The organism is Bradyrhizobium sp. BR2003, assembly GCF_009720285.1.
GTDB classification, from domain to species: domain Bacteria; phylum Pseudomonadota; class Alphaproteobacteria; order Rhizobiales; family Xanthobacteraceae; genus Bradyrhizobium; species Bradyrhizobium elkanii.
Window position 1 is genome coordinate 256,851 of sequence record NZ_SMYJ01000045.1, and the last position, 25,931, is coordinate 282,781.

Sequence of the window (25,931 nt, forward strand, 5' to 3'; positions counted from 1 at the left end):
AGCAAACCCGTTCCATGTATTCGGAAGCCTGCTGGCCCTCACTTCAGTCGATGAGAGGTTCCGCCGAGCTTTCTAAGCCGGCGCAGGTCGCTTGCGGCCTCCGAGAGCAACCAATCGCGAAACGTCATGATCTTCGGCAGGTTTGCGGTCGCCTTCGGGCAGACGATCCAGTAGGTCTTCGACAACGGCAGCGACTGCGGAAACGGCCGCGCCAGATGGCCGTTGATGAGGTCCCATGCCGCCAGCGTGGTGCGCGCCAGCGCAATGCCTTGCCCATTGATGGCGGCATCAATCACCATGCTGGCGCGATTGAGGACCGGGCCATGCGTGGCGGCAGCATCGTCAAGTCCCGCTTCCTGAAGCCAGTTATTCCAGTCGGCGCGACTGTCCGTATGGATCAGCGGAAATTTCAGGATGTCAGCAGGGTTGCTCAGGCGTCGCTTGCCGGACAATAGCTTTGGGCTGCACACGGCAAATAGCTGCTCCGGGCTCAGCCGCACCGCGTCAAGCCCCGGCCAGTTGCCGTCGCCATGGCGCACCGCGAGATCCACTTCCTCGCGCGCGAAGTCGACGTGGTGCAGCGTGGCGGAGACGCGCAGGTCGATGCCACTATGCGCCTCCACAAAGTGGCCGAGTCGGTGCACCAGCCATTTCGCAGCAAAATCCGGCGAGGTCGAAACCGTGAGCACACCGTTATTCTGCCGCAGCAATAGCCGCTCGGTGCCGATCGCGATACGATCGAGTGCGTCGCGCACGACCGCCAGATAATCGCGTCCGGCTTCCGTGATGATCAGTCGCTGCCGCTCACGGTTGAAGAGCTTTATTGCGAGCTCCGCCTCCAACGCCTTGACCTGGTGGCTCACCGCGCCCTGCGTAACGCAAAGCTCTTCAGCGGCGCGCGTAAAACTCTCGTGTCGCGCGGCGGCCTCGAAGGATTTCAGGGCGTTCAGTTGCGGCAGGCGTGGGCGCATCGCAATACTTCATGAGAAAAATTAGGGCAGGCACGAGAAACGATGCTTTGCGGGAAACCGCCCGGCGCCATTATTGAACAGCTCCAGTGCAGCATTTTCAAGCAATTTGGAGCCCCATCATGTCCGTCCTATTAATCGATACATGGTCGATCCCGCCGGTGCACGCCGCCGACCCGGCCACTCCACATCATCAATCCAGCTCAGGAACGTCGCTAGGCGCTCCGCGCCCCGGATGGTGGAGCTTGCTTGACCGGCCGTTTCAGCGCATGGCGCTGCGCGCGATTGCCGATGACCCGCATCTGCTTCGCGATCTCGGCCTGACGCGCGAAGAGGCGCTGCGCGAGGCCTCCAAGCCGTTCTGGCGCTGAGACCAAATCAGAAAGGAGAAACGGATGTCCGATCCGATCGTCTACGGTTTCCCACGCAGCACTTTTGTCAACATCGTCCGCTTGATCCTCACGCACAAGGACGTAGCTTACCAATTCCACGACCTTGAACCGGTCATGGGCAAGCCCGATCACCTGGCGCTGCACCCGTTCAACCGTGTCCCAATTCTGAAACACGGCGATCTCACCGTCTACGAGACAAGTGCGATTGCCGCCTATGCCGACGAAGCCTTCGGCGGCGTGTCGCTGACGCCGAAAGACATCAAGGCGCGGGCACGCATGAACCAGTGGATCAGCGCCGTTAACAACTATTACTACCCCTACATGATCCATCACGTGACGCACGAGCGTCTGGTTTTCCCGGAGCTCGGCATCGCCCCCGACGAGAAGGTCGTGGCACATGCGCTGCCCAAGGTCGAGACCGGGCTTGCGGTGGCCGAGCGCCAGCTTGCGCACGGCATGGATTTTTTGCTCGGCGACGAGCTCTCGATTGCGGATTTCTATCTGCTGCCGAGCACGTTCGCCTTCAGCCTCACCGCCGAAGGGCAGTCGATGTATCCGAGATTCCCGGCATTCTGCCGCTGGCGGGAACGCATGGACAATCTGCCCGCAACGCAAAAAGTTCGCGCCGCCGTGCAGCGGGTGCCGATCGAACACGCGCGCGAATGGGCTACTTCGCACCGGCCGAAATATTGACCGGCACTGTTGGCGTGCAGAGCGCCCGGTTCCGACCACCACGTGCAGCCAGAAGCCCGTTTGTTTCCGAACAAAGGGCGATGACGGAGCGTTAGTGCAGAACAAGAGGAAGGGACAACCCCATGAAAAATTCTATATCGGTTGCGTTCATCTCCGCGGTCGCAATGACCTTCGCATGTGCCGGAAACGATGCAAAAGCGCAGTCTACGCCTGTCCAACAGGCCCAGCCGCCTCAGCAGTCGGAGCAAACCCGCGAGCAGGATCGCAGTCGCGCCGGGGACGTTAAGATCGGGCGTGACTGGAAGGCTCAAGGCGGCGAGCGGGACCACGCCGGCCAGCCAACACCTGACGACAGCCGGCAGACTGTCGGTCGAGACTGGCGAGCCCATCCAGAGAACCGGGACCGCCGGTAGCTATCGAGGCGGAATTGGCGACGCTTGGTGTGCGGCGTGACCTTCGAAGAAGGAAAGCGGAAAGCCGAAGGTCAATCCCGCACGTATCTCGTTTACCGGATGGCCTCCTGTGAGCGCGTGCCGCACCGCGATGTCGAAGCTGAGGTCGTCGCGCACACGATAGATCAGCCCGACCAACCCCGAGAACGTATCCTCTTTTCCAAACTCGTTCTCGTAGAAGATCTCGGCGACGGGGCGCACCGTCCAGGTCATCGGTCCTTCGATGATAGCACCCACGAACACGTCGCCATGATGGTCGCGGGTGATGGCAGTCTCGGCATTCAAGTGAATGGTGCCCCAATCCCAGCGCTGCGAGACGATGCCGGCCAAGCTGACGCCAACGCCCGAATTGCCGGTACTGTCAGGAAGAAGGACGCCAAATTCGGTCGCAACGCTCGGGCCGGTCTTGTCCTGCAGGCTGCCGGGTACGACCACGTGCTTGAGAAACGCTCCGGCTGCAGTCAGGCTGGTCGGCCCGGGCGGAGAGAGCGACGTTTGTCCCTGGCCTTCGAAGACGGTCTCCCAACTCTCGCTCAGACCGTAGTTGAGAACCCAGGTCGGCGCGATCAGGCTTGTTCCGCTCTCATCACGCAACCGTCCGGCCGGCTGGAGCTCGACCTCCATTTCCCCCTTCTTGGCAATGGCGGCATCGGTGCCATCGAAGGGGCGATAGGCGGAGGCGGGGTCAGACCAGGCGATCAGTCCAAGAGCGATCATGAAGCGAGGCGCAAGGCATCTCGAAAAGCTGCGAAAGCCCCGGCTGCGTTTCCACATGCGCCGTCTCCCCACAAAGTCGATCTCAAGGCATTGGCTTGAACACCCAGATTGCCGCCGGTCCGGTAGGTCCCGCACGGACCGCAACAAACAGACGGTCCATCTCCGGCACAAAGAGCGATGTTCGTGCGCCCGTCGCCGTCGGCAGGCGCGCGATCAGTCGATAGTTTGCTCCGTCAATCTCAAATACATCGACGTATCCACCGCCGCAGCTCACATAAATGCGTCCGCGCTTTGCATCTACAAACAGGTCGTCGGCATCGCCGCAAGTGCCGGTGACTGCAATCGCCTTGCCGTCGGTCGAAAAGGCTGCAAGCTCGGCTGGGCTGCGATACACCAGGAGAACGCGACTTCGTTCGTGATCGATGGCCATCGCGAAATTGCCGCCCTTGTCCAACGGCCAGCTGGTGAGTTGTTTGCCGGAAGCAACGTCCACCACCGCGACGGCTCGCGCGTCAGGCAGATTGACAAAGATGCGCCCACTATCGGGCTGAAGCTGGAAGCTTTCCGGATGTGCCTTAAGGGGTAGGCTCCGGACCTTCGTCCGGGTGGATGGGTCGACGATTGCCAGGTCACCATCGCCATAGCCGACGATGACGCGCTTGGCCGCCGCGTCGACCCGAATATTGTCGGCGTCGCTGCCGAGTTCGATTCGCCCGATCGCCTTGTACTGGTTGGCTTCGTACAGCTGCACCGATCCGTCGCGGGCGTTGGCGACGTAGAGGGTGTCGGTCGACGGCTCATAGCCGACGCCTTGGGGTTCGCTCAATCCGTCAATGGTTCGGAGCAAACTGCGCGCAGCCAGATCGACGACTCCGACGCTGTCATTGCCGAGCTCGGCCACGAACAGTCGCTGCCGCTTCAGGTCGACCGCCAGATGATCAATCCGACCGCGGACATCACCGAGCAGGATCTTCGTTTCGAGCTGAAGGGGCGTTTTGTCTTCTGCCGGTTCAGTTGCCGCTGCCAACGTCGGAATGAGGGCGTCGATGCGCCGGACGATCTGATCCCGGGCCGACTCATAATCATCGGTACCCAAGGGAATGCCGGACCAGTAGGTCACGTCGGCCCGTCCGTGCCGCTCGGCGGGGATGTGATCGAACGCGACCACCTTGTCTGCGGCGGCCATGTCGTCGATGGTCAGCTGTTGCGGTGTGTTGGCCGCCTCCAGACCATCGAGTGCTAGGCCGTCATGCACCCTGACCGGCACCGACCGATGGAGGTCGATGCCGCGTGAGACCGCCCTGAACCGCAATCCGCTCTCCTGGGCAGCCTTGTTGAAATAGGCCGCCGCCATCTGGCTGTTCACCACGCCGTGCAGGCAGACAAAGACAACGATTTTGCCATCGTCCGCCGGCGCCGGCCGAGCCGATGTCAGCACGATCGCAAGCAATGTGGCGGCAATGCGCAGCGTCGCGTGGGCACTCCTGAGCAGCGTGCGCATCGTCAACATCTCACTTCAGCCCGGTCAGCACCCACGCCGGTTGCAAGGACGCCCCTGTCATTTCTTGCAGGCTTTCTTGCACATCTGATGCTCGGATTTGCAGGTCGGCCCGGCATAGTTCTTCATGCACGCCTTTTGCCGATCGGCGCAGACCTGACAGCTGGTCTGGCCGATCGCAGCGTCCATGCCCGCAAGAACTCCAACGACAACCATCGACATGACCGTGAGGCTTCGCATCGTTGATCCCTCCGAGACCAGCGTCAGCTTTTTGTCGTGGCCGTCTTGTCCAGCGCGGCACGCAGGCCCTTGGCGAGCTTGATGGCGTCGTCATTGGCCCAGAAATGCATGAAGAACAGGCGCGGCTGTTCATCCAGCATGTGGCTGTGGAGCGCGGTGACGTCGATGCCGTGCGTCCGCAGCGCCATGATGACGGGGTTGACCTCGTCATTGGTCAGCACGAAATCGCCGGTGATCGCCGCCTTGCCGCCGCCGGTCGGCTGGAAGTTGATGCCGATGGCGACGCCCAACGGACCGACCGGGCTCAATGCCATGCCCTGTTCGGTGATCGGATCGCGGCGGGGCACATTGAACTGATAAACGCCGCCATTGGCCTGGCCCTTGGCGCCGATGACCTGGTCGAGCTGCGCGGTATCGAGATCGATGGCCGGCGGCGGTGCGGCCGGCGCCGCGGCCGTGAGCGGCGTCTTGCTTTCGGCGAGGCCGTCCCGGATCGCGGCGGCGATCTTGACCGGGTCGCCGTGGCCGGCGACGTGCATGTAGAAGGTGGCCGGGCTCGCGCCAAGCAAATGGTTGTGCACGGCCGTGATCTGCAGGCCGTTTCCGATCATCTTCAGCATCACAGGGTTGATCTCGGATTCGAGCAGCACCAGGTCGCCCATCGCCATGACGCCGTCGTGCATGGGCTTGAAGGCGACCCAGCCGCCGAGCGCCAGCGCCGGCTTGATGGTGACGCCGTCGAGCGTCACCGCAAGGTCGCTGCGCGGAAAGCCGTAGCGATGCACGTCGCCGGTGACGGCGGGTTTTCTGCCCAGCGTGTCGTCGACCTTCTGCCAGTCGATCGCCTGCGCATGCGCCGACGAGACGAACGGCTCGGTGAACACCTGCCAGTCGATCTTTTGCGCGCTCCCGCCCGTGGCGAAGAGACAGGCACCGACGCCGATCAGCGCCGAAATCGTGTGTCGCATTGGATTGCTCCTTGAACCTGTTTCGATGCTTCGGATCGCGGCCCTATTGCTTCGAAAGCCCGACGATGGTCCGGAACCCGGCGATGTTCTGCACCGAGATCTCGACGGGATCGCCGAAGCGGACGGCATTGAAGATCAGGCCGTCCTGGACCTTGAACGATTCGGTCCGGTCTGGAGACAGCCGTATCAGCAGCGTGTCATTGCGTTCATCGACGCGGTCGACGACGCCGCGCAAGGTCCGGGGTGCCGGCGGGTGGACCGTAGCCGCCTCGGCCAATGCGGCGACGGCGTCCAGCCGCTCGCTGCCGCCGGTTGGCGCCGCGAGAGCTATGGTCGGCCACAGTGTGGCGACACACAGGGCCAAAGCTGATTTGGTCATGATTGTTCCTCGTTGACTTCGATTTCGTTGGTTTCGCGGCCGCTCAGTCCCGCTCCTTGACCTGGCCGCTGCTGTCGATCACGAGCCGCACCGGTTTGCCGTTCTTCATCGCCTTCGCCGTCGTGCCCTCGGCCGTCGACTTGACCTCGCTGATCTCGGCGTAGCCGGCGGCGCGAAGTTTCGCGACCAGCTCGTCCTGCGTCAGGGCATGGGCCGGCATGGCCGCACCCGCGATCGTCAGTGCGAGAATCAAATGGGAAAGTTTTCGTTTCTGCATGGTTGTTCTCCTGGTTGTGTCGTGCTGCCCCAGGTTCTCAAGACGTGCGCGGCTCCGGTCAGATGATGCCCGCTAGGCGCAGCAGTACGCCCGTGATGCAGGACGCGGCGAGGACACTGAGCATCCCGACATTGAAGCGGAAGATCGCGATCGCGGCGGCGATCGACAGCGCCAGCGCCGGCCAGTCGATGCTACCAGGCACCGGCGCGTCGAACGACAGGCCAAGCCCGTGCACCGGGAAGGTTTGCCGAAACAGCGTGTGCAGCGCGAACCAGATCGACAGATTGAGGATCACGCCGACCACCGCGGCGGTGATCGCCGAAAGCGCGCCCGCGAGCGCCTTGTTGCCGCGCAGCGCCTCGATGTACGGCGCTCCGACGAAGATCCACAGGAAGCACGGCGTGAACGTCACCCACGTCGCGAGTAGCCCGCCGAGCGTGGCGGCAAGCATCGGCGACAGCCCGCTTGCCTCGCGGAACGCGGCCATGAAGCCCACGAACTGCACCACCATGATCAGCGGGCCGGGCGTGGTCTCGGCCATGCCGAGCCCGTCCAGCATCTCGCGCGGGCTGACCCAGTGATAATAGTCCGCGGCCTGTTGCGCGACATAGGCGAGCACGGCGTAGGCGCCGCCGAACGTCACCATCGCCATCTTGCTGAAGAAGATCGCGATCTGCGTGAACACGTCGCCGGGCCCGAGCGCAACGAGTAGGGCGAACACCGGCACCAGCCAGAGCGCGAGCCAGATGGCGCCGACCCGCAAGGTGCGCGATGCGTTGGGACAGACATGATCCGGCATCGCTTCACCGAGCGTGCTGTCGATCACGGCCGAATTCTTGCCGCCATGTTCGATCGCCGCAAATTCGCTCCGGCCGAGGTGTGCGCCGACCAGTCCTGTGACCGCGGCTATTCCGATGATCAGCGGAAACGGCACGGCGAAGAAGAAGATCGCGACGAAGGCGATCGCCGCGAGGGCGATCATCACCCGGTTGCGCAGTGCGCGCTTGCCGACCCGCACCACGGCCTGGATCACGATGGCCAGCACTGCGGCCTTCAGGCCGAAGAACAGCGCCTCGACAAACCCGACATTGCCATACGCCGCATAGATATAGCTGAGGCCCATGATGGCGAAGATGCCGGGCAGGATGAACAGCCCGCCCGCCACGATGCCGCCGAGCGTCCGGTGCAGCAGCCAGCCGATATAGGTCGCCAGCTGCTGCGCCTCCGGCCCCGGCAGCAGCATGCAGTAGTTGAGGGCGTGCAGGAAACGCCCCTCCGATATCCAGTTCTTCTCCTCGACCAGGATGCGGTGCATCACCGCGATCTGGCCGGCCGGTCCGCCAAAGCTCAGGATGGCGACGCGCATCCAGACCAGCAGCGCCTCGTTGAAGGAGATGCCGTGCGCGGGCTCATGCCCGCGCGCCTTCGCTGTCGTTGCGAAGTCGGTCATGGCTTCACCTTGCTGGTCGGCCAGTTGTGCGTCTCCTTGGTCGCGTCGCGGCACCATCGGTAGAACGCGTCGTAGAGCAGCAGCCCGGCGCTCAACTGCTCGAGGTCGTCGTCGAACATGCGCGACAGCCCGAGTGAGGCGGCGAGCAGCCCGGGCGCCTCTGGCGAAAGCTCGAGCCGCGCGGTGTCGGCCGCCCGCACCATCGTCGCGAGCCGCTCCAGCGCCGGCGTCGCGAGGCCGAATTCCTTGACCATCACGTCGAAGGTGCAGAGCTCGCCGCGATGGCTCCAGAACACGTTCTCGATGTCGAACGGCGTGGCGTCGAACCGTTCGGCGACCGCCTCGACCTCCGCGGATGTGACGAACAGGAACACCGCCGCGGGATCGACGAAGCGGCGGATCAGCCATGGACAGGCGATGCGGTCGATCTTCGGCCGCGATCGCGTCACCCAGACGGTGCGGCCCCGCCCGTCGCGTTTCGGAATCTTGTCGGCGGGAACGGTCGGTAGCTCCGCTTCCCTCCAGCCGAGGTGGCCGCCCTCGAGAATCTCGGCCGTGATGTTGTTGCAGCGGAGCCAGGCGGCGGTGCCTTCGGCAAGCTTCTGCCCCTTCTGGCAGACCACGACCACGGACTGGCCGGTGAGGCGGGAAGCCCAGTCCTGGACATCGCGATGGGAGTAGCGGACCGCGCCCGGGATCAGGCGCGGATCGGCGGCGAAATCTTCATCGAGACGAACGTCGACGAGCGTCGGCGCCTTGGCCGTGCCGATGAGACGGGACAATTTTTCGGATGAGATCGATGTGTATGACGACATGGTGCGCCCTTGGTGACAGGACGCGATTCTTGGGCATGTCGCCTCGCGGGGAGATCGCACATCCCCGTAGCCGTATCAAAAACCCTGATCCCCGGACTGTCAACCGGGCTTTGCTAAATCAAGCAGCGATCGCCGATCGACAGTCACGAAAACTTCATCGCGCAGCATGGAACGAACATCCGCTGCGGGAGCGGCGCACTGCCCCGTTCAATCGCCAGCCGAAGCCGGCTCGAGCCGATCGGGCGCCTCTCCATCTCCGACGAGTTGCGAATAGGAACATACAATTCGCTGCCGAGTTGCGCGGTGGCAGGGACCAGCTCAGGTAGATGCCGACACCGAACGTGTCGCGCTCCCGCCTGTATTCATTGGAGCAATGCCGATTGATGGACAGTCATTATTGGCATGCGACGCCTGTTGCTCTTGTCGCTATGCTGCTCATCACGACAACCGGCGGCGCTCTCGCCCACGATCATCAGCACCCCGATTTGAACGGTTGGTACGAGGGCTTGCATAGCAGCAAGGGTCCCTGCTGCGATGGCACGGATGCGCAGCACATCGACGACGTCGACTGGGAAACCAGGAACGGCCACTATCGGGTGCGCATCGATGGCGAGTGGGTTGACGTTCCGAGCGAAGCCGTCGTGCCCGGGCCAAACCTGTCCGGCCGACCCATCGTGTGGCCCTACTACATAGACGGTCATCCGAAGGCGCGTTGCTTCATGCCTGGAAGCATGGGCTGACACCCGCCGCTGACATCCCGCCCGCCATCTCTGGATGCGCGCCCGGCTGGACGAGGGCGCGGTTGACCAAAATAGGGTACCCCCCTATACTACAATCATGTCGCATACCATCAAGCACAAGTCCAAGCTCGTCGGCCGGGTTCGCCGCATCAAGGGCCAGCTGGAGGCCGTCGAGCGCGCGCTGGAGTCCGAGATTGGTTGTGCCGACGTGCTGATGCTGGTGGCCTCGGTTCGCGGCGCCATCAACGGGCTCACCGCGGAATTGCTCGAGGATCACATCCGCCACCACGTCGTGGATCCTGCCCGGGAAAAGGATCCCGAGAAGGCGCAGGGCGCCGCGGACCTGATCGACGTCGTTCGTACCTATTTGAAGTGAGTGCCATGACCGACCTGTCTCAGCTGCTCCAGCAGGGCAGCGCGCATGCATGGCTGTTCGTACCCAGCGCGATCCTGCTCGGTGCGTTGCACGGGCTCGAGCCCGGCCACTCCAAGACGATGATGGCGGCCTTCATCATCGCGATCCGCGGCACCGTGGTGCAGGCGGTGCTGCTCGGCTTGTCGGCGACGATCTCGCACACCGCCATCGTCTGGCTGGTCGCGCTAGCCGGGCTTCACTTCGGCCAGCAATGGTCCGGAGAACGCAGCGAAGCCTGGCTGCAACTGGTGTCGGCGGTGATCATCATCGCGATCGCGGCCTGGATGGCCTGGCGCACCTGGCGCGAGCAGACTGCCGAACACGATCACGATCATCACCATCATCACGACGAAGCGCGCCGGCTGGTCCTGGCCGGACAATCGCTGTCGCTCGAGGTCTTCGAGGACGGCGTGCCGCCGCGCTGGCGATTGCGAAGCGAGGCCGGACCGCTGCCGGCGCCGGGCGACGTTGCCGTCGTGACGATCCGTCCCGACGGCAGCGAGCAACGCTTTCGTTTCGCCGGCTACGACGGCTATCTGGAAAGCATCGACGAAATTCCGGAGCCGCATGCGTTCAAGGCGCGCGCCTCGGTGCGCGCGGACATGGCGGAAGTCCTGTTCGAGGAGCACGACCATGCGCATATGGATCTCGGCGACGAGGACGACGCGCATGCGCGCGCGCACGCCGCCGACATCCGCAAGCGCTTTGCCGGACGCACCGTCATGACGTGGCAGATCATCCTGTTCGGCCTGACCGGCGGGCTGATTCCGTGTCCGGCGGCGATCACCGTGCTGCTGCTCTGTCTCCAGCTCAAGCAGTTCAACCTCGGCTTCGTGCTGGTGCTTTGCTTCGGCATCGGGCTTGCGATCACCATGGTCTCCGCCGGTGTTGCGGCCGCGCTGAGCCTGCGTCATGTCGAGCGCCATTGGGCCGGCTTCAGCCGCTTTGCCCATCGTGCTCCCTACGTGTCGGCCGCGCTGATCGTGTTCGTCGGCCTCTACACGGGCTGGCTCGGGTTGCACGGGATCACGGCGTGATCCGCTTGGCCCCACTTCCATCTTGAAACCTGCGCGCGGTGGTCTAGATTTGCCTCGAGGGGACAAGGCAGACTCCCCGTGAGACCTCGGTCCAAGCTCTGCGCGACATTCACCGTCGTGGAGCTTTCACATGGACACCGAACCACACACACTTCTTCGTTCCGAAAATCGTCGCTGCAAAATCGCTATCCTGTCGCGTGGCGACGCCGCGTCGCGCCGGGAGGCGACCGCGCAAAACAGCCGTTTCGTCCACGTCTTCGAAGCGCTCGCCGCCACCGGCATCGAGGCCGTTCCCGTCGTCTATGACGAGACATTCGCCGATACGCTCCGCGTCCAATTGCTGACGATGGACGGTGTTCTGGTCTGGGTCGATCCAATCCATCAGGGCAAGACGCGCGCGGCCCTCGATCCGCTGCTGCGCGAGGTCGCGGCGAAGGGACCGTGGGTCAGCGCACATCCCGACGTCATCCTCAAGATGGGCGTCAAGGACGTGCTGTACCGGACGCGTCACCTGGGCTGGGGCGCCGACACCCATCGATACGCCACGGTCGATGCGTTCCGCGCCGAATTCCCCTCGCGCTTGCGTGCAGGCGGTCCGCGCGTGCTCAAGCAGAACCGCGGCAATGGCGGGCAGGGCGTCTGGAAGGTGGAAACGGTGCCGAACACCGGCACGACGATTCGCGTGCTGCATGCGCTGCGCGGCAGCCGGCCGGAGCAGATGCCGCTGGAGGACTTCATGGCGCGCTGCGAGCCGTATTTCGGCTGGGGCGGCTGCATCATCGATCAGGTATTCCAGCCGCGCCTGCCCGAGGGCATGATCCGTTGCTATGTCAGCGCAGCGAAGGTCGCGGGCTTCGGGCACCAATTGATCAAAGCCTTGATCCCGCCGCCCCCGCAAGGCCCGGATTCTCCGGAAGCTCAGCCCGGACCGCGCATCATGTACGGCCCCGATGCGCCGCAATTCCAGGCACTGCGAAGGTTGATGGAGGACGAATGGATCCCGCAAATGATGGCGGCGCTGACGATCGATGAAGGGTCGCTGCCGGTGATCTGGGATGCGGATTTCCTCTACGGTCCACGCGACGCTGATGGCGCCGACACCTATGTGCTCTGCGAGATCAACGCGAGCTCGTGCTTTGCGATCCCCGACGAGGCGCCAGCGGCGATCGCGCGGGCGGTCAGGGATCGTATTCGTCGGAACATGGAGAACGTGAGGTGAGCACGACCTCCAGGCTCCCTCACGAATCCGCCAGGAGGCTTCGGCGGATAGGAGGGGAGGAGCCTGCCGCCGATGCTTGCCTCACGCGCGGCTCGCTGACTGCGCGATGCGAAGACGGTGACAACAAAGCCCAGTCTCGCCGGGGAGAGCACGTATCAGCCGTAACCCATCGTGCAGGGAAAGCCGGGTTGTTTCCGGTTACACCTGTGGTCCTACCCCCGAGCTCATCTCCATTGCTCGGGGCCCATGGGTGCGATCGGCGCCCGGCTTTCCCTGCGCCCTCTGCCCAAGAGGGCGGAACGAAGAGCAAAGCTCGGACAAAACATGTCGCGAGAATGCGAATGTTCGTCTCACAGCCGACGCCACATATTCGCTGTCGTCCCTGCGAAAAGCAGGGACGACAGTTGTGTTTGCGGCGTGCCCGCCAATCTCCCTCAGCAGCGCCACTCACCACTCCCCGCGACGCCGAAGCGCGCGCTTCGGGCTACCCATTGCCAGTCCGATCTTCTATGGTGAACCGTTCGGGTCGCGCGAGGCGAACTCGATAATTCCATGATATCAAAGGCTTAAGCCTCGGATCGAAGCCTTTGGAGGGCGGTTTGACGCGGTATATTTCGACCAGGGGCGAGGCCCCGGTGCTTGGCTTCTGCGATGTGATGCTGACCGGGCTTGCCCGTGACGGCGGGCTCTACGTGCCCGAGACCTGGCCGCAGCTGTCGCCCGAGACCATCGCCACCTTCTTCGGTCGTCCCTATTGGGAGGTCGCGGTCGAGATCATCCGGCCGTTTGTCGCCGGCGAGATTTCCGATGCCGAGCTCGGCCGCATGGCGAACGAGGCCTATGCCACGTTCCGCCATCCCGCGGTGGTGCCGCTCGATCAGGCCGGGCCGAACCAGTTCCTGCTCGAGCTGTTCCACGGGCCGACCCTGGCGTTCAAGGACGTCGCGATGCAGCTGATCTCGCGGCTGATGGATCACGTGCTGGCCAAGCGCGCGCAGCGCACCACCATCGTCGTCGCGACCTCGGGCGATACCGGCGGCGCCGCGGTCGAGGCTTTTGCCAATCTCGACAATGTCGACCTCGTGGTGCTGTTCCCGAACGGGCGCATCTCCGAGGTGCAGCGCCGCATGATGACGACGACCGGCGCCGCCAACGTCCACGCGCTGGCGGTCGAAGGCACGTTCGACGATTGCCAGGCGCTGGTGAAGGCGATGTTCAACAACCATCGCTTCCGCGACACGGTGGCGCTGTCGGGCGTCAACTCGATCAACTGGGCGCGCATCGTCGCCCAAGTGGTCTATTACTTCACTTCGGCGGTCGCGCTCGGCTCGCCGCAGCGTACCGTCGATTTCACGGTGCCGACCGGCAATTTCGGCGACATCTTCGCGGGCTACGTCGCCAAGCGGATGGGGCTGCCGATCCGGAACTTGCGCATTGCCGCCAACGTCAACGACATCCTGGCGCGCACGTTGAAGACCGGCATCTACGAGGTGCGCGAGGTGCACGCCACGACGTCGCCGTCGATGGACATCCAGGTGTCGTCGAACTTCGAGCGGCTGTTGTTCGAGGCGAGCGGCCGCGACGCCGATCAGGTCCGCCGCCTGATGGCCTCGCTGAAGCAGTCCGGCCGCTTCGTGCTGCCGGATGCGACGCTGGCCGCCGTGCGCCGTGATTTCGACGCCGGCCGCGCCGACGAGACCGAGACGGCGGCGGCGATCCGCGCCGCGTGGCGCGAGGCCGGCGATCTCGTCGATCCCCACACCGCGGTGGCGCTCGCGGTCGCCGACCGCGACACCTCGGATTCCAGGATTCCAAACATCGTGCTGTCGACCGCGCACGCGGCCAAATTCCCCGACGCGGTGGAAGCCGCCTGCGGGGTGCGTCCGCAGTTGCCGGTCTGGCTCGGAGGCCTGATGAGCAAATCCGAACACATCACGGTCATGAAGAATGATTCTGCCGAGGTCGAGCGCTTCGTGCTGTCGGTCAGCCGTGCTGCCAAGCAGGGAGTTGCCTGATGGGCGTTGAAATCACCAAGCTGCCGAGCGGCCTGACGATCGTCACCGACACCATGCCGCATCTGGAAACCGCGGCGCTCGGGGTCTGGGCCGGCGTCGGCGGGCGCGACGAGAAGCCGAACGAGCACGGCATCTCGCATCTGCTCGAACACATGGCGTTCAAGGGCACGGCGCGGCGCTCCTCGCGCGAGATCGTGGAGGAGATCGAGGCGGTCGGCGGCGACCTCAATGCCGGGACCTCGACCGAGACCACGGCCTATTATGCGCGGGTGATGAAGGCGGACGTGCCGCTGGCGCTCGACGTGCTGTCCGACATCCTCGCCAACCCCTCCTTCGTGCCGGACGAGCTGGAGCGCGAGAAGAGCGTCATCGTGCAGGAGATCGGCGCGGCGCAGGATACGCCCGACGACGTCGTGTTCGAACATCTCAACGAGCTCTGCTATCCGGAGCAGCCGATGGGCCGCTCGCTGCTCGGCACCGCCAAGACGCTGAAGGCCTTCGATCGCGACATGCTGCGCGGCTATCTCTCGACGCATTACCGCGCCCCCGACATGGTGGTCGCGGCCGCCGGCGCGGTCGATCACGCGCGCATCGTCGAGGACGTCGTGCAGAAATTCGCAAGCTTCGACGCCACGCCGGCGCCGAAGCCGCAGGCCGCGATGTTCGGCAAGGGCGGCGGCTCGCGGGTGGTGCATCGCGACCTCGAGCAGGCGCATCTGACGCTGGCGCTCGAAGGCGTGCCGCAGACCGACCCGTCGCTGTTCTCGCTGCAGGTCTTCACCAACACGCTCGGCGGCGGGATGTCGTCGCGGCTGTTCCAGGAGGTGCGCGAGAAGCGCGGGCTGTGCTACTCGATCTACACCTTCCACGCGCCCTACACCGACACCGGCTTCTTCGGCCTCTACACCGGGACCGATCCGGCCGACGCGCCGGAAATGATGGAAGTGATCGTCGACGTCATCAATGACGCGGTCGAAACCCTGACCGAGGCCGAGGTCGCCCGCGCCAAGGCGCAGATGAAGGCCGGCCTGTTGATGGCGCTGGAAAGCTGTTCATCCCGGGCCGAACAATTGGCACGCCATGTGCTAGCCTATGGCCGGCCGCAGACGGTGGAAGAACTGGTGGCGCGGATCGACGCAGTCAGCGTCGAATCGAGCCGCAACGCCGCCCGTGCCCTGCTGGCGCGCAGCCGGCCCGCCGTTGTCGCGCTCGGCAGCGGCAGGGGTCTGGACACGGCGGTGGCTTTTGCGGAAGGATTGACGAAGTCGAAGGCAAAGACGCTGCTGCATTAAGGGGGCCGCGAGGCTCGGGGCAGGGTGTCACGCCCGAATGGGCGGGGGAGTGTTGGGCCATGGCCCTGTTTCGTTTGCCGTCCAATGGACCCGCCGCACTGATGCCGCGCGGTCACGGGCTCTTGCTGCGCGCCCCGCAGATGTCGGATTTCCCGCAATGGGCGCAATTGCGCGAATTCAGCCGCGCCTATCTCACGCCATGGGAGCCGATCTGGCCCTCCGACGACCTGACCCGCGCCGGCTTCCGCCGCAGGCTGCGCCGCTACACCGAGGATATCGCCGCCGACCGCTCCTATCCGTTCATCATCTTCCGCGAATCGGACGGGGTGATGATCGGCGGCATCACGCTCGCCAATGTGCGGCGCGGCATCGTGCAGGCCGGCACCATCGGCTATTGGGTCGGGCTGCCGCACGCCCATCGCGGCTACATGACGACGGCGCTGCGGGTCTTGCTGCCCTCGCTGTTCGGCGAGCTCAATCTGCACCGCATCGAGGCGGCCTGTATTCCCTCCAATGCCTCGTCGATCCGCGTGCTGGAGAAGTGCGGCTTTACTCGCGAGGGCTTGGCGCGGCGCTATCTCTGCATCAACGGGATCTGGCAGGACCACCTGCTGTTCGGCCTGCTGCACGAGGATTTCCGCGGTTGAATCATAAGCCTATTGGCTGATGGCGATGTCGATTCCATGCCTTGGGTTCGCCGCCATTGCCTTGCTATAACGCCCGCGAAACGGGGAACCGGGCTTGGAGATCTGAGGATATTGATGGGTGACAGGGTGATCAGGTTCGCGCTCGCGGCGGCGGTATCGATCGGTCTCGGTGCCACCCTGCTGCCGTCGGCAGCTTCCGCGCAGTCGCTGAGCGACCGCTTCAAGAGCTTGTTCGGCGGCGGTTCGTCCGACCAGGACAAGCCTGCCGCGCCCGCGGCGCCGCAGCAGCTCAACGATGCCGACGCCGAGCTGACCTGCCCACCGGTGCAGATCCGCTCCGGGGCCTCGACCTATTCGGTGGCCGCGAACGGCAAGGAAGCGGTCGGCAACGACGTCAAGTTCCTGGCCTCGATCACGCGCACGGCGCGGCAATGCAATCTGAATAGCGGCCAGATCACGGCCAAGATCGGTATTCAGGGGCGGATCATTGTCGGTCCCCAGGGCGCGCCACCGAGCATCCAGGTGCCGCTTCGCGTCGCCGTGGTGCAGGGCGGCGTCGGCGAGAAGACGATCATGACCAAGGCCTACACCACCACGGTGCAGATGGACGAGAGCGGCAACGTGCCGTTCAGCCTGGTCGCCGAGGATGTCGTGTATCCGGCGCCGTCGCCGGCCGACAACGACAATTACATCTTCTATATCGGCTTCGATCCGCAGGCCCTGAAGCCGGAGCCCAAGCCCCGCGCGCCGCACAAGAAGAAGTAGGCGCCAGAGCGTTTTCGAGCGAAGTGGGTACCGGTTCGCGTGAAGAAAACGCGTCAGAACAAAAGCACCCCGCATCATGCGGACAGATACGGGCAAAGAAAAAGGCCGGCGCGATGAGCCTCGCGCCGGCCTTTTGTCGAAGGAGTTGAGATCGCGTCAGTTCAGCTTGGAGCGGACTTCGGCGATGCCCTTGCCGACGAGGTCGTCGGCAACCGAGCCCTTGACCGACTGCGACAGGATGGTCGAGGCGGCGGTCACGGCGGCGTTGGCCGCGGCGGCGCGGACATCGGCCACGGCCTGGGCCTCGGCCTGGGCGATCTTGCTCTCGGCGGTCTTGGTCCGCCGGGCGACAAAATCTTCCATCTTGGTCTTGGCCTCGGCCGCGATCCGCTCGGCTTCGGCCCTGGCGCTCGAGACGATCTCCTCGGCCTCGCGCTCCGCGCTGGCGCGGCGTGCCTTGTACTCGCCGAGCAGCTTGGCGGCCTCGTCCTTCAGACGGCGGGCGTCTTCCAGCTCGGCCTTGATGCGCTCGGCACGGTGGTCCAGCGCTGTCAGCAGGGTGCGATGGACACCGAGATAGCCGAACACGACCAGCAGAATGACGAAGGCGATCGCAACCCAGGTTTCCGGTTCGTAAAACATCGTCTATCCCTTCAGCGACGCGTCGACGGCGCTGTTGACCGCATTGGCGTCCGGCGTGACGCCGGCGAGTTGCTGGACGATGGCGCCGGCCGCATCCGCCGCGATGCCGCGGACGTTGCTCATGGCGTTGGTCCGGGTCGTTGCGATCTGCTTCTCGGCGTCGGCGAGCTTTGCCGCCAGCTTCTCTTCCAGCGCCTTGCGCTCGGCTTCCGAGGCCGCGTTCAGCTTCTCGCGGGTCTCGTTGCCGATCGCCTGCGCGTTGGCGCGCGCATTCGCAAGCTCGGTCTCGTAGGCCTTCAGCGCCGCGTCGGACTTGTCCTTCAGCTTCTGCGCTTCGGCCAGATCGCCCTCGATCTTGTTCTGCCGTGCGTCGATCGTCCCGCCGACGCGCGGCAGGGCGAAACGCGACACGATCAGGTAGAGCGCGACAAATGCAATCGCCAGCGACACCAGCTGCGAGGCGAAATTGGACGAATCGAACGGCGGAAAGGCTCCGCCGTGATGTCCACCATCGGTCTCGGTGTGGGCGCCGGCTTTCTGGCCTTTTGCCTCGCCATGACTCTCAGCCATGGTGTTCTCCTGTTGCTGTCATGCGCGCCGCCCTCGGGATGGTCTTTGGGACGACCTTTGGGCGGCGCGAAGGGGTTACCGCTAGTGCGGAACCGGGTTGCCGCAGAGCGGAACCGGGGTGCCGCTCAGAGCGGAACGAACAGCAGGAGCAGCGCGATCAGCAGCGAGAAGATGCCGAGCGCTTCGGTCACGGCGAAGCCGAAGATCAGGTTGCCGAACTGGCCCTGAGCGGCCGACGGGTTACGCACCGCAGCGGCGAGGTAGTTGCCGAAGATGATGCCCACGCCGACGCCCGCGCCGCCCATGCCGATGCACGCGATGCCCGCGCCGATAAGTTTTGCTGCTGCCGGTTCCATATGTAGCTCCTTGAGAAAGATAGACAGATTGGTGGGTGGAGATTCCCCGGACCGCTTAGTGTCCCGGATGAATGGCGTCGTTGAGGTAGATGCAGGTCAGGATCGCGAACACGTAGGCCTGCAGGAACGCGACCAGCAGTTCGAGGGCGTACAGTGCAATCGTGAGCGCCAGCGGCAGCACGCCGCCGACCCAGCCGAGCGCGCCCAGCGAGAAGCCGAGCATCGCGACGAAGCCCGCGAACACCTTCAGCGCGATGTGGCCGGCCAGCATGTTGGCGAACAGACGAACGCTGTGCGAGACCGGCCGCAGGAAGAACGACAGGATCTCGATGAACATGACCAGCGGCAGGATGTAGATCGGAACGCCGTGGGGGACGAAGATGCTGAAGAATTTCAGGCCGTTCTTGTAGACGCCGTAGATCAGGACGGTGAAGAACACCAGAAGCGCGAGCGCCGCGGTGACGATCAGGTGGCTCGCGATCGTGAAGGTGTAGGGGATGACGCCGACCAGGTTCGAGACGCAGAGGAACATGAAGAGCGAGAAGATCAGCGGGAAGAACTTCATGCCTTCCGCGCCGGCCGTGCTGCGAATCGTGGTGGCGACGAACTCGTAGGAGATTTCGGCGACCGACTGCAGCCGTCCCGGAACCAGTTCCCGGCCGCTCGCCAGCATCAGCAGCGCAATCAGCAGCACCGCGATGAGCATGAAGAGCGACGAATTGGTGAAGGCGATCGTGTGATTGCCGATGTGGCCGAGCGTGAAGAGGGGCTCGATATTGAACTGGTGGATCGGGTCGATTTTCATCCGCGCGGCTCTTGGTCCACCGGCTATCGTGCCGGTAATCGAATTTCAAATGTCGTGACTTCCCGCCAGCGCTCAGCGCTTGCCCGAGGCCACGCCCGCGGACCTCACCACGTTGACTACCCCGGCGACGAAGCCGAGCAGCGTTAACACGATGAAGCCGAATGGCGACGTCGACAGCAAACGGTCGACCCCCCAGCCAATCGCCGCTCCGACGGCAACGCCCGCGATCAGCTCCGAGGAAAGACGAAAACCGAGCGCCATCGCCGAAGCTCTGGCCGCACTGTCCCCGCTTTCATTTCCGGATTGATCAGTCTTGCTCCTGCGGCTGTCGCGAATTTCTGACAACCGATGATCGAGACTTCCGAGCCTTGCGGAAAGCGCAGCTTCGTCAGGAGGCGATTGATCGCGACTTCCATTTGCGCCGTCGTTGGTGTTCTCAGCCATGCTGCAAACACTAACCGATGCCGCGGATGATGGAAATTGCGCCCGTCCCCGTCAAAAGCCGCGCGGACCATACTTACCGCGTCTAATCAAGTCAAGATTGCGTCGTAACCGGTTATTGCTTTGATTCTGCTGGTTTTATTGGAAGATATTCAAGGTCAGAGTGACGCAGTGATCGCAGTGCAACAGCTTGCGTGGCATTGAGCGATATTGCGTGGCTTTTCCCGCTCTGCTGGGATCGCCGAGAGTCCCGTCCTCTCACGCAGTCAGGTTCCGCATGCCGCGCCAGATCGACTACTACTTCTCGCTGCAATCGCCCTGGGCCTATATCGGCCACAAGCCTTTCGTTCGACTCGTAAGCACTTACGATCTCAAGGTAAATTACCGGCCTGTGCTGCTGGTCGATCTGTTCTCGGAGACCGGCGGACTGCCGCTCGCCAAGCGCCATCCGGTGCGGCAGCGCTATCGGATGATCGAGTTGCAGCGCTGGCGCGACAAGCGTGGGCTGAATTTTCATCTGCAGCCGGCCAACTGGCCGTTCAACGGGCGCCTTGCCGATGGCGTGGTGATCGCGATGCTCGAGGCCGGCCTCGACCCCGAGCCCTTCCTGCAACGGGCCTATCCCGCGGTCTGGGAGCTTGAGCTCAACCTTGCCGATCCCGCGACGCTGGTGAAGCTAGCCGACGATGCAGGTTTGCCCGGCCGGCAGCTGGTCGAGCGCTCCGGCACTGAAGCGATCAGCGCGGCCTATGAGCAGAATCGCCAGAATGCACTGGACGCCGACGTGTTCGGCTCGCCCGGATATGTGCTCGATGGCGAGGTGTTCTGGGGCCAGGACCGGATCGAATTGCTTGAAGACGCGTTGAAGTCAGGCCGCAAGCCCTATAGCTCTGTTGTGTAGGGGCAGGAATCAGGTCGAGGCGGAGCAAGCCATGCCCATCGCGATGTCGCCGTCGAAATCGTCCATCGCAATTGCTGCCATCCTGATCGCAAGCGGCGGCGCGGCGATCGCGCAAACCGCACCGGACACCGAGAATGGCCGCTACGCATTGTCTCCGGCCGGCGACGGTTTCCTGCGGCTCGACACGCGCACCGGCGCGGTGTCGACCTGCACCAATTCCAGCGCCGGCTGGGCCTGTTACATGGTGCCGGACGAGCGGGCGGCGCTAGATGCCGAGATCGGGCGTCTGCAAGCCGACAATGACAAGCTCAAGGGCGAGCTCGCCGCGCGCGCACCGTCGGCCAAGACCGACGAGGCGTTGCCGAAATCGGATTCGTTGAAGAAGCCAGAGCCGAAGAGCGCCGAGGGCGAGCGCAAGATCGAGATCCCGCTGCCGAGCGACCGCGACATGGATCGCATGATGTCGTTCGTGGAGCGGGCCTGGCGGCGGCTGATCGAGATGGCCAACCGCGTGCAGCGCGACATCAATGGCGGCAAGATTTGAGGTTATGTCGGCGCTGTCTCTCCAGTGTCGTCCCGGCGAAGGCCGGGACGACGATCTAGAGGATAGATGAGTTCATCGAAGCAAATATCGCGCTCGTCGCGGTCTTCCATCGCGGCAACCGGCATCGTGTCGTCACGCCTGACCGTCGAAACGTCGGGCGCCGGCTTCACCGACATCACGCGCGAGGTTGCGAAATTCCTGCGCGAGGTGCGCGCCGGCGAGGGCGCGGTCACGCTGTTCATCCGTCACACCTCGGCCTCGCTGACGATCCAGGAGAATGCCGATCCGACCGTGCTGCTCGACCTGATGACGGCGCTCGATCGCGCGGCGCCCGAAGACGGCGGCTGGCATCACGACGCCGAAGGTCCCGATGACATGCCGGCGCACATCAAGACCATGCTGACGTCGACCTCGCTGCAGGTCCCCGTGCTCGACGGCGAGATGGCGCTCGGCACCTGGCAGGGCATCTATCTGATCGAGCATCGCGCCCGGGCGCACCGGCGCGAGATCGTGCTGCAATTCATCGGGGCGACGCGCTGACGCGCTCGACCTGGCATGTCATCCGGCTTCGGCTCCTAAAACGACATCGGCCGCGGATCGCTCCGCGGCCGATGCATTTTGATTGGGATGTCGACCGGTCAGGTCTTGGTGATGTCGACGTCCTTGGTTTCCGGAATGAACAGCGCGCCGACCACGACGGTGATTGCGGCGAAGATGACCGGATACCAGAGACCGGAGTAGATATCGCCGGTCGAGGCGGTGATCGCGAACGCGGTCGCCGGGAGCAGGCCGCCGAACCAGCCGTTGCCGATGTGATAGGGCAGCGACATCGAGGTGTAGCGGATGCGGGTCGGGAACAGTTCGACCAGCATGGCGGCAATCGGGCCGTAGACCATGGTGACGTAGAGCACCAGGATGAACAGCAGGCCGATGACCGAGGCCACCTGCGGACGGAAGACGTCGAACGGGTGCGACATCTTCACGATGCCGGCGTCACCCGGCTTCGGATAGCCCGCCGCCTGCACCGCCGCGAGAATTGCGGGGTTCGACGTCTTGGCGTCCGTATACGGCACTTCCTTGTCGTTGATCAGGATCTTCACCGGCGAGCCGGCCGGGCCCGGCACCGTCGAATATTTCACCGACGATTGGGCGAGGAAGGCGCGAGCGGTGTCGCAGGGCGCGCTGAAGACGCGGGTACCGACCGGGTTGAACAGATCGCCGCAGCCGGCGGGATCCGCAACCACCTGCACCTTGACCGTCTCATAGGCCTTCTCCAGCGCCGGATTGGCGTTGGTCGTGATCATCTTGAAGATCGGGAACAGCGTGAGTGCGCCGATCAGGCAGCCCGCCAGGATGATCGGCTTGCGGCCGATCTTGTCCGACAGCGCGCCGAACACCAGGAAGAAGCCGGTGCCGAGCAACAGCGACCAGGCGATCAAGAGGTTGGCGGTGTAGCCGTCGACCTTCAGGATCGATTGCAGGAAGAACAGCGCGTAGAACTGGCCCGTGTACCAGATCACTGCCTGGCCCATGGTCAGGCCGAGCAGCGCGAGGATCACGATCTTGGCGTTGCTCCAGGTCGCGAAGGCCTCGGTCAGCGGCGCCTTGGAGGTCTTGCCCTCCTCCTTCATCCGCTGGAACACCGGCGATTCGTTCAGCCGCAGCCGGATCCAGACCGAGATGCCGAGCAGCAGCACCGACACCAGGAACGGAATCCGCCAGCCCCAGTCGGCGAAGTCCTTTTCGCCGGTGAGGGTTCGCGTGAACAGGATCACCAGCAGCGACAGGAACAGGCCGAGCGTTGCCGTGGTCTGGATGAACGAGGTGTAGTAACCGCGCTTGCCGGGTGGCGAATGCTCGGCGACGTAGGTCGCGGCACCGCCATATTCGCCGCCGAGCGCGAGGCCCTGCAGCAGGCGCAGCGAGATCAGGATGATCGGCGCGGCGATGCCGATGGTCTTGGCGTTGGGCAACAGGCCGACGATGAAGGTCGACAGACCCATGATCAGGATGGTGACGAGGAAGGTGTATTTGCGGCCGACGATGTCGCCGACCCGGCCGAACACGATCGCGCCGAACGGGCGCACCAGGAAGCCCGCGGCGAAGGCCAGCAACGCGAAGATGTCGCGGGTCGCCGGCGGATAGTCGGAGAAGAACTGCGCGCCGATGATGCCGGCCAGCGAACCGTAGAGATAGAAGTCGTACCACTCGAACACGGTGCCGAGCGACGACGCGAGGATGACGAACCGCTCATCCTTCGTCATGCCGGCGGGCCGCGCCGAAGTTGCCGTCATTGTGGACATCTGGATTGCTCCCCCCGAATTATTGCTGCCATGCTCGTCCCGCCTGCCGGGTCAGGCTCGAATGAGCCTCAAGCTTAATTCAAGGTAACATCGCAGTGAAACCCGCCCCAATAAGACTTTTGGCTTTTGCAGGGTTGAACTTATCTTCAGGGAGAGAGCCAAAAGCGCCCTCGCATGCGTCTATTGCAGCGCACAAGCTCGGCGGATTAACTGCGTTGGCATCTGGTATTATCGAGCCCTTGCGTGATACTGCCGCGCGGGCGACAACCGAACGGCGCGGGCTTTCGAAGCCCGCTTGTGGGACTGAGATGACTACTGCTGCCAATACTCATCTTGTCATCGCCGACGATCATCCGCTGTTCCGCGATGCATTGCGCCAGGCGGTATCGAGCGTCGTGAGTTCGGCCACGATCAGCGAGGCCGGATCGTTCGAGGATCTGACCGCGTTGCTGGAACGGGACTCCGAGGTCGACCTGATCCTGCTCGACCTGAGCATGCCCGGGATCAGCGGCTTCTCGGGCCTGATCTATCTGCGGGCGCAATACCCTGCGATCCCCGTCGTCATCGTCTCCGCCAGTGACGATGCCGGAACCATCCGCCGCTCGCTCGATTTCGGCGCCTCCGGTTTCATCCCCAAGCGCTTCGGCGTCGAGACGCTGCGCGATGCCATCATGAAGGTGATGGAAGGCGACGTCTGGATTCCGCCGGACACCGATCTGTCGGCGGCCGGCGATCCCGACATGACGCGGCTGCGCGACCGGCTGGTCACGCTGACCCCGCAGCAGGTGCGGGTGCTGATGATGCTGTCCGAGGGGCTGCTCAACAAGCAGATCGCCTATGAGCTCGGCGTCTCCGAAGCGACCATCAAGGCCCATGTCTCGGCGATCCTGCAGAAGCTTGGCGTCGAAAGCCGCACCCAGGCCGTGATCGCCGCCGCCAAGATCGCCGGTGGCCAGTGGCGCCAAGGCACGCCGCCGACGTAGTCCCGAGCAACTCCGGGCGTGATTGCCGGGCTCAGGGCACGGCATTGCGAGCGACGGGTGGCGCGAAAGCACGCCCGATGGCCGCTTCCGCGAAGCCATCCAGATCCCATTCAAACTGCGCATCGGTCGAAAACCGAGTATCCTGTCCGGCATCGGCCCGTGAGAGGCCGCGTGCTTTTGGGGAGAACGCCATGACTTCAGTGACTCGCGTCGCCGGACTATCTCTGGCTGCGGCAATCCTTCTCGGTACCAGCTCTTTCAATTGCGCTCAGGCCAAGCCCCTGATGATCGTCGGCCTGGACGAGAAGCTGTTGTGGGACGACGACGGCAAGCCGGTGCTGTCAGCGCCCGGCAAGGATCAAGTGCTGATCGTCGATCTCGCCGATCCCGAGAACCCGAAGATTGCGGCTTCTCTCCCATTGAAGAACTCGGTCGTCGGCCCCCCGGTCAACGTCGCCATCGATCCGACCGGAACCGTGGCGCTGGTCGCGGATTCGGTCGACGTGGTGAAGGAAGGCGACGCGCTGAAGCAGGTGCCGGACAACAAGATCTATGTGATTGATCTCAAGGCGACCCCGCCCAAGCTGGCAGCGACCATTGCTGGTGGAAAGCAGCCATCAGGCTTGAGCTTCAGTCCCGATGGCAAGATGGCGTTGGTTGCCAACCGCGCGGACAATTCGATCAGCGTACTTTCGGTCAACGGCACTGACGTCAAGATCACCGACAGGATACCGATGCCTGACAGTGTCGCACATGTCGCGTTCGCGCCGGACGGCAAGCACGCGCTGGTCGCGCGTTTTCCGGGGCACAAGATATCGGTGCTCGATATCGCCGGCGACAAGGTCACCTACGCCAAGATAGACCTGCCAGCCGGCCAATGGCCTTACAACGTCGCTGTGACCCCGAACAGCAAGATCGCGTTGACGTCGGACAATGGCAACTCAGGCGCGTCGGACGGCAGCGTCGACACGGCCAGCGTCATCGATCTCGAAGCGAAGCCGCCGCGCATCATCGATCGCGTGGTGGTCGGCGATGGACCGGAAGGACTTGGCGTCAGTCCGAAGGGGAATCTCGCAGTCTCGGTGATCCTGCGCGGCTCGAACATGAAGAATGCGTTCTTCCATGAGAAGAACGGCAGCGTCTCGGTCCTGAAGATCGACGGCAAGAACGTGACCAAGACCGGAGATATCGAAGTCGGCGGACTGCCTGAGGCCGCGGTCTTCACGCCTGACGGAAAATACATCCTGGTCGGGAACTACCTCAGCCAGGATTTCTCGATCCTCAAGGTCGACGGAACTAACGTCACCGACACAGGCAAGCGCTTTCAGGTGCCAGGGCACCCGGCGTCGGCCGGAATGGGACCGAACTAAACCGACGCTTGGCGATCTTGCGCTGGAGCATGTGATT

30 protein-coding genes are annotated in these 25,931 nt (G+C 63.9%); 15 read left to right on the plus strand and 15 right to left on the minus strand.

From position 1 onward, the window contains the following. Positions 1–38: 38 nt before the first annotated feature. A complete protein-coding gene (locus E2I15_RS35550) occupies positions 39–971 on the minus strand; it encodes a transcriptional regulator GcvA (protein ID WP_137482403.1) in 933 nt (310 codons plus the stop codon). A 242-nt stretch (positions 972–1,213) separates the two neighbouring features. Between E2I15_RS35550 and E2I15_RS39605 the strand changes: the two genes are divergently transcribed. Next, positions 1,214–1,339, plus strand: a complete 126-nt coding sequence (locus E2I15_RS39605; protein ID WP_256438804.1) for a DUF1127 domain-containing protein — start codon at positions 1,214–1,216, stop codon at positions 1,337–1,339. Between the two features lie 24 nt (positions 1,340–1,363). Continuing rightward, positions 1,364–2,053 (plus strand): glutathione S-transferase family protein, encoded by a 690-nt coding sequence (locus E2I15_RS35555; RefSeq protein WP_137482404.1) that lies wholly within the window; start codon positions 1,364–1,366, stop codon positions 2,051–2,053. Positions 2,054–2,466: 413 nt separating this feature from the next. Here the strand turns inward: E2I15_RS35555 and E2I15_RS35560 are convergent, their stop codons facing one another. From E2I15_RS35560 to E2I15_RS35595, 8 genes are read right to left on the minus strand one after another with little or no spacing between them, the layout of a single operon-like run. Further along, positions 2,467–3,279: a hypothetical protein gene (locus E2I15_RS35560; protein ID WP_246668303.1), complete on the minus strand. Its 813-nt coding sequence runs from the start codon at positions 3,277–3,279 to the stop codon at positions 2,467–2,469. Positions 3,280–3,304: 25 nt separating this feature from the next. Beyond that, a complete protein-coding gene (locus E2I15_RS35565) occupies positions 3,305–4,723 on the minus strand; it encodes an arsenate reductase/protein-tyrosine-phosphatase family protein (RefSeq protein WP_246668304.1) in 1,419 nt (472 codons plus the stop codon). A gap of 57 nt (positions 4,724–4,780) precedes the next feature. Continuing rightward, a complete protein-coding gene (locus E2I15_RS35570) occupies positions 4,781–4,960 on the minus strand; it encodes a hypothetical protein (protein WP_137482407.1) in 180 nt (59 codons plus the stop codon). Between the two features lie 23 nt (positions 4,961–4,983). Then, a complete protein-coding gene (locus tag E2I15_RS35575; protein WP_137482408.1) occupies positions 4,984–5,928 on the minus strand; it encodes a DUF1259 domain-containing protein in 945 nt (314 codons plus the stop codon). Between the two features lie 43 nt (positions 5,929–5,971). Beyond that, a complete protein-coding gene (locus tag E2I15_RS35580; RefSeq protein ID WP_246668305.1) occupies positions 5,972–6,307 on the minus strand; it encodes a hypothetical protein in 336 nt (111 codons plus the stop codon). 43 nt (positions 6,308–6,350) lie between these two features. Continuing rightward, on the minus strand, positions 6,351–6,584 hold the full coding sequence (locus E2I15_RS35585; protein WP_170991714.1) for a hypothetical protein: 234 nt from the start codon (positions 6,582–6,584) through the stop codon (positions 6,351–6,353). Positions 6,585–6,642: 58 nt separating this feature from the next. Further along, positions 6,643–8,034 carry a chromate efflux transporter gene (chrA, locus tag E2I15_RS35590; protein WP_137482409.1) on the minus strand — a complete coding sequence of 464 codons (1,392 nt, stop codon included), beginning with the start codon at positions 8,032–8,034 and terminating at the stop codon, positions 6,643–6,645. Further along, a complete protein-coding gene (locus tag E2I15_RS35595) occupies positions 8,031–8,849 on the minus strand; it encodes a chromate resistance protein ChrB domain-containing protein (RefSeq protein ID WP_137482410.1) in 819 nt (272 codons plus the stop codon). Before E2I15_RS35595 ends, chrA begins: the two co-directional genes overlap by 4 nt. Positions 8,850–9,232: 383 nt before the next feature. Here E2I15_RS35595 and E2I15_RS35600 point away from each other — a divergent pair, with 383 nt between their 5' ends. The 8 genes from E2I15_RS35600 to E2I15_RS35635 all read left to right on the plus strand — a co-directional run bounded on the left by E2I15_RS35600 (position 9,233) and on the right by E2I15_RS35635 (position 16,979). Then, positions 9,233–9,589 (plus strand): hypothetical protein, encoded by a 357-nt coding sequence (locus tag E2I15_RS35600; protein WP_246729475.1) that lies wholly within the window; start codon positions 9,233–9,235, stop codon positions 9,587–9,589. A 97-nt stretch (positions 9,590–9,686) separates the two neighbouring features. Then, on the plus strand, positions 9,687–9,965 hold the full coding sequence (locus E2I15_RS35605; RefSeq protein ID WP_016847064.1) for a metal/formaldehyde-sensitive transcriptional repressor: 279 nt from the start codon (positions 9,687–9,689) through the stop codon (positions 9,963–9,965). Positions 9,966–9,970: 5 nt separating this feature from the next. Beyond that, a complete protein-coding gene (locus E2I15_RS35610; protein ID WP_137482411.1) occupies positions 9,971–11,041 on the plus strand; it encodes a nickel/cobalt efflux transporter in 1,071 nt (356 codons plus the stop codon). 130 nt (positions 11,042–11,171) lie between these two features. After that, positions 11,172–12,260: a Cj0069 family protein gene (locus tag E2I15_RS35615; protein ID WP_137482412.1), complete on the plus strand. Its 1,089-nt coding sequence runs from the start codon at positions 11,172–11,174 to the stop codon at positions 12,258–12,260. A 599-nt stretch (positions 12,261–12,859) separates the two neighbouring features. Continuing rightward, entirely contained in the window at positions 12,860–14,275 is a 1,416-nt protein-coding gene (gene thrC / locus E2I15_RS35620; RefSeq protein WP_170991715.1) for a threonine synthase, read from the plus strand. Then, positions 14,275–15,567, plus strand: a complete 1,293-nt coding sequence (locus E2I15_RS35625; protein ID WP_137482414.1) for a M16 family metallopeptidase — start codon at positions 14,275–14,277, stop codon at positions 15,565–15,567. Before thrC ends, E2I15_RS35625 begins: the two co-directional genes overlap by 1 nt. A gap of 59 nt (positions 15,568–15,626) precedes the next feature. Then, entirely contained in the window at positions 15,627–16,214 is a 588-nt protein-coding gene (locus E2I15_RS35630) for a GNAT family N-acetyltransferase (protein ID WP_026191927.1), read from the plus strand. A gap of 114 nt (positions 16,215–16,328) precedes the next feature. After that, on the plus strand, positions 16,329–16,979 hold the full coding sequence (locus E2I15_RS35635; protein ID WP_137482415.1) for a hypothetical protein: 651 nt from the start codon (positions 16,329–16,331) through the stop codon (positions 16,977–16,979). Between the two features lie 156 nt (positions 16,980–17,135). On the opposite strand, the gene E2I15_RS35640 is transcribed toward E2I15_RS35635, so the two are convergent. The 5 genes from E2I15_RS35640 to E2I15_RS35660 form a co-directional block, all read right to left on the minus strand. Beyond that, the gene (locus E2I15_RS35640; RefSeq protein WP_137482416.1) at positions 17,136–17,621 is read right to left on the minus strand and encodes a F0F1 ATP synthase subunit B family protein; all 486 of its coding nucleotides are present in this window, start codon (positions 17,619–17,621) and stop codon (positions 17,136–17,138) included. Between the two features lie 3 nt (positions 17,622–17,624). Further along, positions 17,625–18,191 (minus strand): F0F1 ATP synthase subunit B, encoded by a 567-nt coding sequence (locus tag E2I15_RS35645; protein ID WP_137482417.1) that lies wholly within the window; start codon positions 18,189–18,191, stop codon positions 17,625–17,627. A 125-nt stretch (positions 18,192–18,316) separates the two neighbouring features. Beyond that, positions 18,317–18,547, minus strand: coding sequence for a F0F1 ATP synthase subunit C (locus E2I15_RS35650; protein ID WP_016847054.1), 231 nt, complete (start codon positions 18,545–18,547; stop codon positions 18,317–18,319). Positions 18,548–18,602: 55 nt separating this feature from the next. Continuing rightward, positions 18,603–19,352, minus strand: coding sequence for a F0F1 ATP synthase subunit A (locus tag E2I15_RS35655; protein ID WP_016847053.1), 750 nt, complete (start codon positions 19,350–19,352; stop codon positions 18,603–18,605). Positions 19,353–19,424: 72 nt separating this feature from the next. Continuing rightward, positions 19,425–19,796, minus strand: coding sequence for an AtpZ/AtpI family protein (locus E2I15_RS35660; RefSeq protein WP_026191926.1), 372 nt, complete (start codon positions 19,794–19,796; stop codon positions 19,425–19,427). Positions 19,797–20,070: 274 nt separating this feature from the next. Here E2I15_RS35660 and E2I15_RS35665 point away from each other — a divergent pair, with 274 nt between their 5' ends. From E2I15_RS35665 to E2I15_RS35675, 3 genes are all read left to right on the plus strand, one after another. After that, the gene (locus E2I15_RS35665) at positions 20,071–20,694 is read left to right on the plus strand and encodes a 2-hydroxychromene-2-carboxylate isomerase (RefSeq protein WP_137482418.1); all 624 of its coding nucleotides are present in this window, start codon (positions 20,071–20,073) and stop codon (positions 20,692–20,694) included. A gap of 31 nt (positions 20,695–20,725) precedes the next feature. Continuing rightward, a complete protein-coding gene (locus E2I15_RS35670) occupies positions 20,726–21,238 on the plus strand; it encodes a hypothetical protein (RefSeq protein WP_137482419.1) in 513 nt (170 codons plus the stop codon). A 66-nt stretch (positions 21,239–21,304) separates the two neighbouring features. After that, entirely contained in the window at positions 21,305–21,778 is a 474-nt protein-coding gene (locus E2I15_RS35675; RefSeq protein ID WP_137482420.1) for a secondary thiamine-phosphate synthase enzyme YjbQ, read from the plus strand. A gap of 98 nt (positions 21,779–21,876) precedes the next feature. Here the strand turns inward: E2I15_RS35675 and E2I15_RS35680 are convergent, their stop codons facing one another. Next, on the minus strand, positions 21,877–23,541 hold the full coding sequence (locus E2I15_RS35680) for an MFS transporter (RefSeq protein WP_137482421.1): 1,665 nt from the start codon (positions 23,539–23,541) through the stop codon (positions 21,877–21,879). Between the two features lie 308 nt (positions 23,542–23,849). On the opposite strand from E2I15_RS35680, the gene E2I15_RS35685 reads away from it, so the two are divergent. Both E2I15_RS35685 and E2I15_RS35690 read left to right on the plus strand, forming a co-directional pair. Continuing rightward, complete coding sequence (locus E2I15_RS35685; protein WP_137482422.1) at positions 23,850–24,524, plus strand: response regulator; 675 nt, start codon at positions 23,850–23,852, stop codon at positions 24,522–24,524. Between the two features lie 191 nt (positions 24,525–24,715). Beyond that, positions 24,716–25,894, plus strand: a complete 1,179-nt coding sequence (locus E2I15_RS35690; RefSeq protein ID WP_246668307.1) for a YncE family protein — start codon at positions 24,716–24,718, stop codon at positions 25,892–25,894. Positions 25,895–25,931 lie beyond the last annotated feature (37 nt).